The sequence below is a fragment of the Verrucosispora sp. WMMA2121 genome (assembly GCF_027460185.1).
In the GTDB taxonomy this organism is placed as follows: domain Bacteria; phylum Actinomycetota; class Actinomycetes; order Mycobacteriales; family Micromonosporaceae; genus Micromonospora; species Micromonospora palythoicola.
In genome coordinates this window covers 2,987,722-3,000,415 of record NZ_JAPZBH010000006.1, presented here as the reverse complement: position 1 = coordinate 3,000,415, position 12,694 = coordinate 2,987,722, and the positions used below count along the sequence as shown (strand labels likewise).

Annotated in this window: 17 protein-coding genes; 11 read left to right on the top strand and 6 right to left on the bottom strand. The window is 72.1% G+C overall.

Annotated elements, in window-relative coordinates; genetic code table 11:
- The first annotated feature begins 39 nt into the window (after positions 1 to 39).
- Entirely contained in the window at positions 40 to 663 is a 624-nt protein-coding gene (locus tag O7605_RS22365) for a DUF6518 family protein (protein ID WP_269740968.1), read from the top strand.
- Positions 664 to 681: 18 nt separating this feature from the next.
- Here O7605_RS22365 and O7605_RS22360 read toward each other — a convergent pair whose 3' ends face one another.
- Positions 682 to 948, bottom strand: coding sequence for a metal-sensitive transcriptional regulator (locus tag O7605_RS22360; RefSeq protein ID WP_099846331.1), 267 nt, complete (start codon positions 946 to 948; stop codon positions 682 to 684).
- A 151-nt stretch (positions 949 to 1,099) separates the two neighbouring features.
- On the opposite strand from O7605_RS22360, the gene O7605_RS22355 reads away from it, so the two are divergent.
- The 4 genes from O7605_RS22355 (at position 1,100) to O7605_RS22340 (ending at position 5,330) form a co-directional block, all read left to right on the top strand.
- Positions 1,100 to 1,690, top strand: coding sequence for a rhodanese-like domain-containing protein (locus O7605_RS22355; RefSeq protein WP_269740967.1), 591 nt, complete (start codon positions 1,100 to 1,102; stop codon positions 1,688 to 1,690).
- Complete coding sequence (locus O7605_RS22350) at positions 1,687 to 3,450, top strand: SulP family inorganic anion transporter (RefSeq protein ID WP_269740966.1); 1,764 nt, start codon at positions 1,687 to 1,689, stop codon at positions 3,448 to 3,450. Before O7605_RS22355 ends, O7605_RS22350 begins: the two co-directional genes overlap by 4 nt.
- 2 nt (positions 3,451 to 3,452) lie before the next feature.
- Positions 3,453 to 3,869: a carbonic anhydrase gene (locus O7605_RS22345; RefSeq protein WP_269740965.1), complete on the top strand. Its 417-nt coding sequence runs from the start codon at positions 3,453 to 3,455 to the stop codon at positions 3,867 to 3,869.
- A gap of 72 nt (positions 3,870 to 3,941) precedes the next feature.
- On the top strand, positions 3,942 to 5,330 hold the full coding sequence (locus O7605_RS22340; protein ID WP_269740964.1) for an MBL fold metallo-hydrolase: 1,389 nt from the start codon (positions 3,942 to 3,944) through the stop codon (positions 5,328 to 5,330).
- Between the two features lie 82 nt (positions 5,331 to 5,412).
- Here O7605_RS22340 and O7605_RS22335 read toward each other — a convergent pair whose 3' ends face one another.
- Positions 5,413 to 5,868 (bottom strand): DUF3291 domain-containing protein, encoded by a 456-nt coding sequence (locus tag O7605_RS22335; RefSeq protein ID WP_269740963.1) that lies wholly within the window; start codon positions 5,866 to 5,868, stop codon positions 5,413 to 5,415.
- Between the two features lie 22 nt (positions 5,869 to 5,890).
- On the bottom strand, positions 5,891 to 6,508 hold the full coding sequence (locus O7605_RS22330; protein WP_269740962.1) for a helix-turn-helix transcriptional regulator: 618 nt from the start codon (positions 6,506 to 6,508) through the stop codon (positions 5,891 to 5,893).
- Positions 6,509 to 6,626: 118 nt separating this feature from the next.
- Between O7605_RS22330 and O7605_RS22325 the strand changes: the two genes are divergently transcribed.
- From O7605_RS22325 to O7605_RS22300, 6 genes are all read left to right on the top strand, one after another.
- Positions 6,627 to 7,232 carry a YdeI/OmpD-associated family protein gene (locus O7605_RS22325; protein ID WP_269740961.1) on the top strand — a complete coding sequence of 202 codons (606 nt, stop codon included), beginning with the start codon at positions 6,627 to 6,629 and terminating at the stop codon, positions 7,230 to 7,232.
- A gap of 107 nt (positions 7,233 to 7,339) precedes the next feature.
- Positions 7,340 to 7,741, top strand: coding sequence for a DUF6069 family protein (locus tag O7605_RS22320; protein WP_269740960.1), 402 nt, complete (start codon positions 7,340 to 7,342; stop codon positions 7,739 to 7,741).
- 34 nt (positions 7,742 to 7,775) lie between these two features.
- Entirely contained in the window at positions 7,776 to 8,129 is a 354-nt protein-coding gene (locus O7605_RS22315; RefSeq protein ID WP_269740959.1) for a YciI family protein, read from the top strand.
- 17 nt (positions 8,130 to 8,146) lie between these two features.
- On the top strand, positions 8,147 to 9,346 hold the full coding sequence (locus O7605_RS22310) for an RNA polymerase sigma factor (protein WP_269740958.1): 1,200 nt from the start codon (positions 8,147 to 8,149) through the stop codon (positions 9,344 to 9,346).
- Entirely contained in the window at positions 9,343 to 9,921 is a 579-nt protein-coding gene (locus O7605_RS22305; RefSeq protein ID WP_269740957.1) for a dihydrofolate reductase family protein, read from the top strand. The genes O7605_RS22310 and O7605_RS22305 overlap by 4 nt, the downstream gene beginning before the upstream one ends.
- A 37-nt stretch (positions 9,922 to 9,958) precedes the next feature.
- Positions 9,959 to 10,564, top strand: a complete 606-nt coding sequence (locus O7605_RS22300) for an O-methyltransferase (protein WP_269740956.1) — start codon at positions 9,959 to 9,961, stop codon at positions 10,562 to 10,564.
- Positions 10,565 to 10,598: 34 nt separating this feature from the next.
- Here the strand turns inward: O7605_RS22300 and O7605_RS22295 are convergent, their stop codons facing one another.
- The 3 genes from O7605_RS22295 to O7605_RS22285 form a co-directional block, all read right to left on the bottom strand.
- On the bottom strand, positions 10,599 to 11,339 hold the full coding sequence (locus O7605_RS22295; protein ID WP_269740955.1) for an alanyl-tRNA editing protein: 741 nt from the start codon (positions 11,337 to 11,339) through the stop codon (positions 10,599 to 10,601).
- A 112-nt stretch (positions 11,340 to 11,451) separates the two neighbouring features.
- The gene (locus O7605_RS22290) at positions 11,452 to 11,751 is read right to left on the bottom strand and encodes an AzlD domain-containing protein (protein ID WP_269740954.1); all 300 of its coding nucleotides are present in this window, start codon (positions 11,749 to 11,751) and stop codon (positions 11,452 to 11,454) included.
- Positions 11,751 to 12,458: an AzlC family ABC transporter permease gene (locus O7605_RS22285; protein ID WP_269740953.1), complete on the bottom strand. Its 708-nt coding sequence runs from the start codon at positions 12,456 to 12,458 to the stop codon at positions 11,751 to 11,753. Before O7605_RS22285 ends, O7605_RS22290 begins: the two co-directional genes overlap by 1 nt.
- Positions 12,459 to 12,694: the final 236 nt, after the last annotated feature.

Here is a 12,694-nt window from a genome sequence, read left to right as displayed (position 1 = left end):
ACGCGCGAGATCGGTGCATACCCGGTATTCTCGCGTGCCATGCGGCCTGGACCCGACAACCGACACGTGGCGCTCGCGGCCGTGCTGGGTGGCATGCTGCTCGGCGCCGTCGACTTCATCTGGATCAAGTACGTGCCGTATCCGGCCGGTGACCTCGGCAACTCCAGTGCGGTGTGGGCGGTCGCCGCCTTCCTCTTCGGCTGCTGGGTGCGGTCGGGCCGGCTGCGTGCGGCGGCGGGCGCCGCCGTCGCGCTCGTGGTCGCGGTGCCCGCCTACTACGTCACGGCGGCGCTCGTGCAGGGCGACGACTGGGCCGTGCTGTGGGCACCGACATCCCTGCTCTGGATGTGTTTCGGCGTCCTCGCCGGAGTGCTCTTCGGCATTGCCGGGGTGTGGGCACGCGGGGCAGGCTGGCGACAGGTGGTCGGGCCCGCGTTGCCGGCCGCGGTGCTGTTCGCCGAGGCGGGGCTGGAGATCCGCCGGATCGGCGACCCCAACTACGGCGACGACCCGATCTGGGACGCCCTGATCAGGATCGCGCTCGGCCTGCTGGTCCTCGTCCTGGCCGCGCGGACGAACCGGCAGCGGGTGCTGGCCCTCGCCACGGCGGTGCCGCTGGCGCTGGCGGGCCTGGGGGCGTTCCTGCTGGCCGGGTTCCGCTGACCCACCCGACCACGGGCCTCAGGCCAGTGACAGGAACAGCTTCTCCATCTGTTCGAGGTTGGCCTTGCGGTCCTCCCCGGCGGAGCCGCTGACACACTGCTCCAGGCCGCTCGCAATGATCTTGAATCCGGCCCGGTCCAACGCGCGGGAGACCGCCGCCAGCTGGGTCACCACCTCGGCGCAGTCACGCCCGTCCTCGAGCATGCCGATGACACCACGGATCTGACCCTCGGCACGACGCAGTCGCTTGACCACATCACCGACCGCGTCCTCGTCGACCTGCATCTCCCACCCCTTCCGGCTCGTCGGACAACAGTACACCGGGGGGTATTTCCCGACGCCCGACCGCGAGCCGTTTGCGGTTCGCGGATTCGTGGTCAATACTCGGATCAGATACCCCTGGGGGTATGCCGCCGAACCTGAGGATGGAGTGTCCGTGACCGCCAGGAGCAGTTCCCCGACCATCGACGTGCCCACCGCACGAGCCCTGATCGCCGCCAACCCCGACGTGTTGATCGTCGACGTGCGTACCCCGGGCGAGTTCGAGACCGCGCACGTGCCGGCCTCGATCAACCTGCCGCTCGACCAGGTCGACGCGCACCTGGGCCGGATCGTCAACGACGCGGGGGGCCGGATCCTGCTGATGTGTCAGTCCGGCAACCGGGCCACGGCGGCCTGTGCCCGGCTGACCGACGCCGGACTGACCGACGCCACCGTCATCACCGGCGGTATCAACGCCTGGGTCGCCGCGGGTGGACCGGTGGAGCGCGGCCGGCAGCGGTGGAGCCTGGAACGTCAGGTCCGCCTCGTCGCCGGCGGGGTCGTGCTGCTCGCCGTCGTGGCCAGCGTCTGGGTGCCCGCCGCCCGGTACGTGGCCGGCCTCATCGGCGCCGGCCTGACCGTCGCCGCCCTCACCGACACCTGCGCGATGGGCGCGATGCTGGCCCGGCTGCCGTACAACCGCGGCGCCGGTTGCGACGTCGACCGGTCTCTGGCGCGGCTGCGCACCGAGCGGCACCAGGCATGAACGGTACGCAGTACGTCCGGCCGGACCGCGACGGCCTGGCCCGGGTGGTGCCCCTGCTCGGGTGGCTGCGGCACTACGACCGCCGCACACTGCGCCACGACCTGATCGCCGGGCTGACCGTGGCGGTCATGCTGGTCCCGCAGAGCATGGCGTACGCCGCACTGGCCGGCATGCCGCCGGTCACCGGGCTCTACGCCTCGGTCGTGCCGCTGCTGGTCTACGCGCTGCTGGGCAGTTCCGGATCCCTTGCCGTCGGGCCGGTGGCCATCACCGCGTTGATGACCGGCACCGCGTTGGCTCCCCTCGCCGCCGGCGATCCGGCCCGGTACGCGGCCCTCGCCGGCCTGCTCGCCCTGCTGGTCGGCGCGATCCAGATGCTGATGGGGGTGCTGCGGCTCGGTGCCCTGGTCAACTTCATGTCCCACTCGGTGTTGTCCGGCTTCACCTCCGCCGCGGCGATCGTGATCGCGGCCAGTCAGGTGAAGGACCTGTTCGGGCTCGACGCCGAGCGCGCCGAGACCTTTCCGCAGATCGCCGCGTCGCTCTGGCGGTCAGCCACCACGATCCACCCGCTGACCGTCCTCGTCTCGCTGGCCAGCGTCGCCGGTCTGCTGCTGCTGCGCCGCTTCCTGCCGAGGCTGCCCGGCGCCCTGCTCGTGGTGGCCGGTGTCACCGTGGCCAGTGCCGCGTTCTCCCTCGGCTCGCACGGCGTACGGATTCTCACCGAGGTCCCCGGCGGGCTACCCGCCCCCGCCGTCCCCGCCCTCGACGGCTCGGACGTGACGGCGCTGCTGCCCGCCGCCGTGGCGATCGCGCTTGTCGCCTACCTGGAGGGCATCGCGGTGGCGAAGTCCCTCGCCGCGCGGGCCCGCCAGCAGGTCAGTCCCAACCAGGAACTCGCGGCGGTCGGCTCGGCGAACGTCGCGGCCGCCCTGTTCCAGGCGTTCCCGGTGGCCGGCGGCTTCTCCCGCAGCGCGGTGAACTTCTCCGCCGGAGCCCGCACGCCGCTGGCCAGTGTGGTCACCGCCGTGGTGGTGGCGCTGACCGCGGTGTTCCTGACACCGGCCTTCCATCACCTGCCCAAGGCGGTGCTCGCCGCGATCGTGGTGGTGGCGGTGCTCGGACTGGTCGACCGCCGGGCCGCGGTGACCGCGTGGCGGACCCGCCGCTCGGACGGCCTGACCCTGGCCCTCACCTTCGTGGTCACCCTGCTGTTCGGGGTCGAACCTGGTCTCGCCGCCGGTGTCAGCTTCGCGCTGGCAGTCTTCTTGTGGCGTTCGGCCCGGCCGCACCTGGCCGAACTCGGCCGGGTGCCGGGCACCCGGACCTACCGCAACGTGGCCCGCTACACCGGACTGGTCACCGACCCTCGGGTGGCGATCGTCCGGGTGGACGGGCCGATGTACTTCGCCAATGCCCAGTTCCTGGCCGACCACCTGCTCGGCCTGGCCGAACGCCGGCCGGAGCTGACGGCGCTGGTGCTCGACGCCAGCGCGATCGGCGACGCCGACGTCGACGGTGCCCATGCCGTCGCCGAGCTGCACGAACGTCTCGCGACCCGGGGTGTGGCGCTGCACCTGGCAACGGTTCGTGGGCCGGTACGCGACCTGCTCGCCCGGGCGGGCGTGTGGCAGACGGTGCACGGCGCCAAGCGGGTGCACCCGGATCTGACCGCCGCACTGGCCGCCGTCGACGGCCGGGCGGTGGAGCCGTTGGCCGACGCCGCCGCACGGCCGCCGTCACCCCAGGAGGTGCTGTAGCCGTGTCCGATCGGTTCGCCACCCTGCTCAGTTGCATCGACGGTCGCATCCAGCGCCCCCTCGACGAGTGGGTGCGCCGGCATCTCGACGTCGAGTACCTCGACACCATCACCGAGCCCGGACCGGAGGCGGTGCTGGCCACGACGGGTGAGGCCCGGCTGGACGCGCTCCTGGCCAAGGTGCGGGTCTCGCAGCGTGCGCACGGCAGCGCGACCCTGGTCGTCGCCGCGCACTCCGACTGTGCGGGAAACCCGGTGAGCCTGGCCGAGCATCATCGCCAGCTGCGTGCCGGCCTGTCCCGGCTGGCCGGACGGCTGCCGGGCACCCGCCTGCTGGCCGTGCACGCGGGCCGCTGCGGCCACCGGTGCTGGGCACCGGAACTCGTCGCGGAGGTGACACCGCCGGAGAGCGGCCCGTAACTCTTTGCCCATCACATACCCCCCGGGGTATACATGAACCTGACAGCCGTACCGTCCCTGAAGGAGCTGACCATGCTGTTCACCCAGTACTACCTGGACTGCCTGTCCCAGGCGTCGTACCTGATCGCCGACGACACCACCGGCCGGGCGATCCTGGTCGACCCGCGCCGCGACGTCGAGGAGTACCTCGCCGACGCCCGGGCCCGCGGGCTGAGCATCGAGGGCGTCATCAACACCCACTTCCACGCCGACTTCCTCGCCGGCCACCTGGAGGTGGCCGCGGCGACCGGCGCGTGGATCGGGTACGGCCGGCGTGCCGAGACCGAGTACCCGATCCGCAAGCTGGCCGACGGCGACCGGATCAGCCTCGGCGAGGTGACCCTGCAGATCATGGAGACGCCCGGCCACACCCCGGAGTCGGTGAGCGTGCTGGTGTACGAGCACACCGACGACCAGGTCCCGTACGGGGTGCTGACCGGTGACGCGTTGTTCATCGGCGACGTGGGTCGACCCGACCTGCTCGCCTCGCTCGGCGTGACCGCCGACGAGCTGGGCAGCATGCTCTACCACAGCGTGCACCACAGGCTCATGGCCCTGCCCGACCAGGTGCGGGTCTTCCCGGCCCACGGCGCGGGCTCGGCCTGCGGCAAGAACCTGTCGACCGAGCGGCAGTCCACGATCGGTGAGCAGCGCCGCACCAACTACGCCTGCGCGCCGATGAGCGAGGAGCGGTTCGTCGCGCTGGTCACCGGCGGCCAGCCGGCGGCACCGGGATACTTCGCGTTCGACGCGGTGCTCAACCGCAAGGCCCGCGAGCTGTTCGACCACGCCCGCCGCCCCGCCCGGCCGCTCACCACCGCCGAGTTCCTCGCCGCCCGGGCCGACGGCGCCGTCGTCGTCGACACCCGCGACCCACACGAGTACGCCGCCGGGCACGTTCGTGGCGCGCTCAACATTCCCGCCGACGGCCGCTTCGCCGAGACCGCCGGCAGCGTCGTCACCCCGGATCGCACCATCCTCGTCGTCGCCCACCAGGACCGCGAGGAGGAGATCGTGACCCGCCTCGCCCGGATCGGCTTCGACCATGTCGCCGGTTACCTGCGCGACCCCGAGCAGGCCTTCCGCGAGATGGTCGCCGAGCTGACCCCGGCCAGCCGGGTCACCGCCACCGAGCTGCGCGACGCCCTGGACCGGGCCGAGCCGCCGCGCGTACTCGACGTGCGCAACGCCGGCGAGCGCGAGCAGGGCGCCATCGACGGGTCGCTGCACATCCCGCTGGCCGAACTGCCCGGGCGACTCGCCGAGGTGCCCGACGACCGGCCCGTCGTCGTGCACTGCGCCGGTGGCTACCGCTCCTCCGTCGCGGCCAGCGTGCTGCGGGCGGCCGGCCGTACCGGCGTCTCCGATCTGCTCGGTGGCTACGGCGCCTGGCAGGCGCTGCGACAACCCACCGCGGCCTGAGCCCGATCGGGTGCGGGCGTGGCCGCGACGGCGGCGGCCACGCCCGCACCCGGTCGCACCGTTCGTGCCGTCCCCCGAACGGTCACGCGGCTCGCGCGCCGGGCGAGGGGTACGGCTCACGAAGGGTGAACGCCTCCGGCGACGGGCCGGCGGTCAGCAGTTCCAGCCGTTCGGCGGCCTCGGTGATGGTCGGCAGGACGCCGGCGGGAATCCACCACAGCACGAGGTGGGGACGGTCGAGCGGGACGAACCACTCCCGCCGCCGGCGCATCGGCTCCAGGTGCGCCGTCCGGTACACGAAACCGCGCAGTGACTCGACCGACTGCCAGACGGTCAGGTTCACGATGATGTCCGGCCCGAAGGGCCGCAGCGCGGTGGCGTCGCCGGACTCGTCCTGCAGTCGCCAGACGTAGCCGGGCGACCGCTCGGCCAGGTCGTTGATCTCCGGAAGTTGGGCGACGAAGTCGGCGAGTTCGGGGCTGTCGATGGGGGCGCGCAGTCGGGCGATGTTCAGTTGCGCCAGATGATGGTCGGCCATGCGACCAAGCCTAGGTTCTATGTCAATCCTGATTGTTTTTAGAGCGGATCACGACGCAGCACCCGGTCGGGCCGGGGTCGAGCCGGACGTCCCAGCCACGCTCGCCCACCAGACCGTCGAGTAGCGCCAGGTTCAATCCGCAGACCAGCGCGGGATACGCCTCGGACAGCGCGTGGAAGGGACAGTTGCGCAGTCGGATCGTCTGGTCGGCGTCCGCGAACGGCTCGTAACCGAGTGTCCCCAGGCGCGCGAACACCTCGCCGCCGGCGAGCTTCGCACCCAGTTCGCGCGCTGCCGCGTGGACCGCCGGTTCCACACCGGACCGCTCGACCGCGCTCGCCAGCACATCGGCCAACAACCGGTAGTCGCGCGGCGGCAGCGTCACCGCGTGTTCGGCGGTCGACCGGCGGTACAGCTTGGCCGGCCGGCCCGCACCCGGCCCACCGCTGCGTGGCGCGTAGGCCGTCTCCAGCAGCCCCGCCTCGGTCAGCTTCTCCAGGTGAAAGGCGGCCAGGGTACGGCCGATGGCCGTCGCCTCGGCCACCTCGTTGCGGCTCACCGGCTCCGCCCGCGCGACCACGTACTCATAGACTGCCCGGCGCACCGGCTCCCGCAGCGCCCCGACGGCCTCCAACGACATGCTGCCGACGCTACCCGCCCGAGCACGGTCACCGGCCGAGGCGGCGGCGTCCGACCAGGGTCGCCGGTCCGGGCGGCGACGCCGCCAACATGTCCGGGTACCGCACTAGTCTGCCGTCATGGCGAGCGCTGAACTGGATGAGTTGATCGTCGCGGACGCCGAGGCGTTGCGTGCCTGGTTGTCGGCCAACCACGCCACCTCACCCGGCGTTTGGCTGGCCCTCACCAGGAAGGGCGGCTCGGTCACCACCCTCACCTGGCAGCAGGCGGTCGAGGAGGCCCTGTGCTTCGGCTGGATCGACGGGCAGGCCCGGAAAGGGGATCACGAGACCTCCTGGATCCGGTTCACCCCGCGCCGGTCGCGCAGCTCCTGGTCTCAGCGCAACGTGGCACACGTCGCCCGACTGGAGGCGCAGGGGCGGATGCTGCCACCGGGTCGCGCCGTCGTGGAGGCCGCGCAGGCGGACGGCCGATGGGCGGCCGCGTACGCCCCACCGTCGGAGGCCGAGGTACCGGCCGACCTGCTCGCCGCCATCGCGGCGGAACCCGCAGCCCAGGCCATGTTCGACGTCCTCACCAAGACCAACCGGTTCGCCCTCATCCACCGGCTCAACGCCGTCAAGCGGGCCGAGACCCGCGAACGGAAGATCGGCGAGTTCGTCGCCATGCTGGCCCGCCACGAGACGTTCTATCCGCAGAAGGCCCGGCCCGCACCGGCGGACTGAACCTCCTCGAAAAAATTCTGGCGCACCTGTCGATCGGGGCTGGTCCTCTTCGTAGCTGTGGTGAGAGCCCGGCACCGAGCCGGGACACACGCCGCCTGGAGGGCACGATGAGCACCACCGCGAACACGACCCGCGCCATCACGTCGACCATCGGGACCGGCGTCGTCGCCACGGCTGCCGCCAGCGTCGCCACGATGGCCGTCGCCGCCGCCGGCAACGCGGTGGGCATCAGCCTCGACATCGGCGGAGCCCCCATCCCGATCACCGGGTTCGGCGTGCTGACCGCGGTCTTCTCGCTGCTCGGCGTGGCCATCGCCGCGCTGCTGTCCCGCTTCGCCCGGCATCCCCGGCGTGCCTTCGTCCGTACGACGGTGGTGCTGACGATGCTGTCGCTGGTGCCGGACGTGATCGTCGACGCCGGTCCGGCGACCAAGGCGCTGCTGATGCTCACCCACCTGGTCGCGGCCGCGATCGTGATCCCCGCTGTCGCGCGCCGCCTGGCCGCCTGACCACACCCACCCATCGGACCATCGGAGGATCGTCATGAAGCAGTACCTGCTGTCCGTGCACTTCGTCGAGGGCGCGCCGGAGCCGACCGAGGAGGAGATGCGGACCGTGTTCCGGGAGACCGCTCTGATCAACGACGAGATGCAGGCCGCCGGCGCCTGGGTCTTCGGCGGCGGACTCCGGTCGCCGGACACCGCCACCGTCGTCCGGAACGACAACGGCGCCACCACCATGAGCGACGGACCGTTCGCCGAGACGAAGGAACACATCGCCGGCTTCTGGGTCATCAAGTGCGCCGACCTGGACGAGGCCCTCGCCTGGGCCGAGAAGTGCGCGGCGGCCTGCGGCCCGGTCGAGGTGCGCCCCTTCGACGACCTGTCCCAGGCCTGAGGAGCCGGGCACCCGAGATGGATCTGGCGAGCGTCTACCGCGCGGAGTACGGCCGCTGCGTCGCCACCCTGACCCGCCTCCTCGGCGACCTGCACCTCGCCGAGGAGGCGGTCCAGGACGCCTTCGCCACGGCGGTGCAGAAGTGGCAGACCCTGCCGCCGAACCCGGGCGCCTGGATCGTGACCACCGCCCGTAACCGGGCCGTCGATCGGCTCCGCCGGGAGACGACCCGCGAGGCCCGGCACGCCGAGGCGCTGCTGCTGCACCAACAGGACGAACCCCAGGAGGTGGGACCGGTGCGGGACGACCAGCTACGACTCATCTTCACCTGCTGCCACCCGGCCCTCGCCCCCGACGCGCGTACCGCCCTCACCCTGCGCCTGCTCGGTGGCCTCGACGTACCGGAGATCGCCCGGGCCTACCTGATCCAGGAGGCGACCGTCGCCCAGCGCATCGTGCGGGCCAAGAAGAAGATCCGTGACGCCGGCATCCCGTACCGGGTACCCGCCGAACACGAGTTGCCGGATCGGTTGCCGCCCGTGCTCACCGTGCTCTACCTGATGTTCAACGAGGGCTACACCTCCACCGCCGGGCCGCTGATCAGGACGGACCTGTGCGGCGAAGCGATCCGGCTCGCCCGCGAACTCGCCGCGCTGATGCCCGACGAACCCGAGGTGCTCGGCCTGCTCGCCCTGCTGCTGCTCACCGAGGCACGCCGGCCGGCCCGGCTCGACCCGGCCGGCGACCTGGTGCCGCTGGCCGAACAGGACCGGTCGTTGTGGGACCGGACGCTCATCGCCGAGGGCCACGAACTGGTCCGCCGCTGCCTGCGCCGCAACCGGCCCGGGCCGTACCAGATCCAGGCCGCGATCGGCGCGGTGCACACCGACGGTGCCGCAACCGACTGGCGCCAGGTGCTGGCACTGTACGACCAACTGCTCGCGCTGGTGCCGACCCCGGTCGTCGCGCTCAACCGCGCGGTGGCGGTGGCCGAGGTGCACGGGCCGGCGCAGGCCCTCGCCGCGTTGGCGGAGATCGACCTCCCCGGCTACCACCGGCTGCCCGCCACCCGCGCCGAGCTGCTGGCCCGGCTCGGTCGCGACACCGCCAGCCGGGCCGCCTACGACGAGGCCATCGCGCTGGTCACCAACGAGACCGAACGCGCCCACCTGGAGCGGCGTCGCACCGAACTCACCCGTACGAGGAGAACATCATGACCGCGACCTACACCTTCGACGTCTTCTCCAGCCTCGACGGCTTCGGTACCCATCGCGGGGACTGGGGCGGCTACTGGGGCAAGCAGGGCCCCGAACTGCTCGCGCACCGCCTCGCCGCGTACCGCCCGCGGCAGCGCATGGTCTTCGGTGCCGACACGTACCGGGTCTTCGCGCGGTTGCTGGCCGAGAGCACCGACGAGTCCGAGGTGCGGGACGCCTGGGTCACCCGGATGCGCCAGCTACCCGCGACGGTGGTGTCGTCCACCCTCGACGGGCCGCTCGACTGGCCGGACGCGACGATCGCGCGCGGTGACGCCGTCGACGTAGTCGCCCGGCTGAAGGAGGAGTCCGAGGTGCCCCTGCGGTCGCACGGCAGCCTGTCGATGAACCGGGCACTGATGGCCGCCGGTCTGGTCGACCACGTCCAGGTGACGATCTTCCCGGTGATCACGGGCCGGACCGGCACCGAGCCGATCTTCCAGGACGCGGCCGACTTCGACCTGGAGCTGATCGAGAGCCGGACCCTCGACGGTCACACCCAGGAACTCGTCTACCGTCCCACCCTGCACGGCTGACCACGCGGCCACGCCCGAAACCGTCGGAGGTGACCCCATGACGTTCCACACCGAGGTGCCCGCCCGGGTGCGCCGCGCGCTCGCCCGCGCGTCCGAGCTCGGCTTTCCGGGCGTCTGCGAGGACCCGGTGGGCCCGCTGCTGGCGACGTTGGCGGCCGCGGTCCCACCGGACGGGCGGATCCTGGAACTGGGCACCGGCACGGGTGTCGGCACCGCCTGGCTGGCGGAGGGGCTCGGCCAGCGCGGCGACGCGCGGCTGGAGACGGTCGAGCTGGACGAGTCCCTGGCCGCGGCCGTCCGGGCGGACGACTGGCCGCCGTACGTGACGGTCCACACCGGTGACGCCGAGACGTTGCTGCCCACGCTGGGCCGCTTCGATCTCGTCTTCGCGGACGCGGTGGCCGGCAAGTGGACCGGCCTCGATCTGACGATCGACGCGCTGGCGCCCGGTGGATTGCTCGTCGTCGACGACATGGAGCTGGCCCGGTACACCGACCCGCGGCACCGTGCCGCGGTGTTGCGGGTCGAGCGGACCCTGGCCGAGGACCCCCGGCTCGTCGTGGCGCGGATCTCCGCCGGCACCGGCCTGATCATCGGCACCCGACGGCCGGACCACCGCCCGTCCCGGAGCCGGTACAGCTAGTGCGGTGTGGTGACGGCCGGTCCGGGGTGCGCCGTCACGTCAGTCTGATGCGGACCCGCCGGTTCTGTCGGCCCTTGCTCTCGACCTTCGTGACGGTGACCCGGCCGATCTGCGCGGTCGACGCCACGTGCGTACCGCCGTCGGCCTGCACGTCGAGGCCGACGATGTCCACCACCCGCACCTGCGGCAGTTCCGGTGGGGCCTTGAACTGGGTGCGTACCAGGTCGGGGGTCGCGTCCGCCTCCTCCCGGGAGAGCATCCGCACGACGATTTTGCGGTCCGCGGCGATCTCGGCGTTCACCGCGTCCTCCAGGCTCTGTTTGAAGCCCGGCGGGATTTCCGGCAGGTTGAAGTCCATCCGCGCCTCGCCGGGCTCCATGTTGCTCCCGGTCACCAGGACGTTGAAGTCGCGGAAGACGGTGCCGCAGAGCACGTGCAAACCCGAGTGGGTACGCATGAGCGAGCTACGGCGCTCGTCGTCGATCGCACCGGTCACCGTGGCGCCGGCCGGCGGCACCGGGTCCCCCGGAGCGGGCAACAGGTAGAGGTCGTCGCCCTTGCGGGTGCCGACGATCCGCGTCTGTACGCCCTGCCAGATCAGCACGCCGTGGTCCGGCGGCTGACCGCCACCGCCGGGATAGAACGCGGAGCGGTCCAACACGATGCCCTGCTCGGGATCCGCCGGATCCGACCACAGGACCGTGCAGTCCCACTCACGGAGGGTGACGTCCGCCCAGTCCAGCCGTTGGGTCCGGCCGTGGTGATCAATACCCATAGGTTGATGGGAGGGCGGCCGTCACCGACCCGCCACTCCGTCTCCCTTCAGCACTCGTATGGTCATCAGGACTACTCGTACGGTGGACACCGGCAACGAACGTCCGGTGTCGCTAAGTGATCAGACGCAGCAGCGCCGCGGTACCGGCGCCCAGGGCGACGACCAGCAGGAACGGTGCCCGCAGCAACGCCGCCACCAGGGCGACGGCGAATCCGGCGGCGCGCGCGTCGAGCACCAGATCGTGGCCGGTGGCGAAGGTCTGCACCGCCACCAGCGCGGCCAGCAGCGCCACCGGCAGCAACGCCGACGCCTGCTGCACCTGCGGCTGCTCCAGCATCGACTTCGGTACGCACAGCCCGACCAGCTTGAGCAGGTACACCCCGAGGGTGCCCAGCAGGACCGCCGTCCACATCAGCGGCCACCCGTGCGACGGGCGGCGAACGCCGCGACGACGGCGGTCAGCCCGGCCACCAGCACCGGTGTCCCGGCCGGCAGCAGCGGCACCATGACCAGCGCGAGCCCGGCCGCGGCGACCGCGAGCGCCCACAGCCGCCGGCCGCGCAACCGCGGCAGCAGCAGGGCGACGAACGCGGCCGGTGCGGCCACGTCAAGACCGAGCGCCTCCGGGTCGGGCAGCACGTGCGCGCCGAGCGCGCCGCCCAGCGTGGCGATGTTCCAGAGGACGAAGACGCTGATCCCGGTGGCCCAGAACGCCAGCCGTGCCTCGCGAGAATCGGTGCGGGCCATCGCCATCGCCGAACTCTCGTCCAGCACCAGATGGGCGCCGACCAGGCGCCGCACCCCCCGCAGTCGCAGCAGGGACGCCAGGTTCAGGCCGTAGAGGCTGTTGCGTACCCCCAGCAGGGTTGCCGTGGCCGCGCCGGTCAGTGCGCCGCCACCGGCACCCAGCACCCCGACGACGGCGAACTGCGACGCGCCGGAGAACATCAGCAACGACAGCGCACAGGTCTGCGCGACGGAGAAACCGGCAAGTACCGACAGCGCGCCGAACGAGAGGCCGAGCGCACCGACGGCCACGCCCACTCCGACCGCGTCGCGGAGGACGGCGGTACGCGCTCTCGGCCAGTCTCGATCCGCGATCATGCCTGTCGTACTCACGTCGGCGTCCCTTCGCGTACCTGCTCGGTGAGCCCTACACCGCACCGGCTCGCGCGCCGGATCGCGGCGGGCGCGGCCGGAAGGTCGGTGGCACCGAGAATCCGGCGGAGCCGCACCTCGACAGGCGACTCCACGCAGCGGGCGAGGGTGGCGACGGTCCGCGGGCAGCCCTCACGGCGTTCGCCAAGCAGAATACCGAGGTAGGTACCGCTGTGGGGGGCGCCGACCCGAGCGAC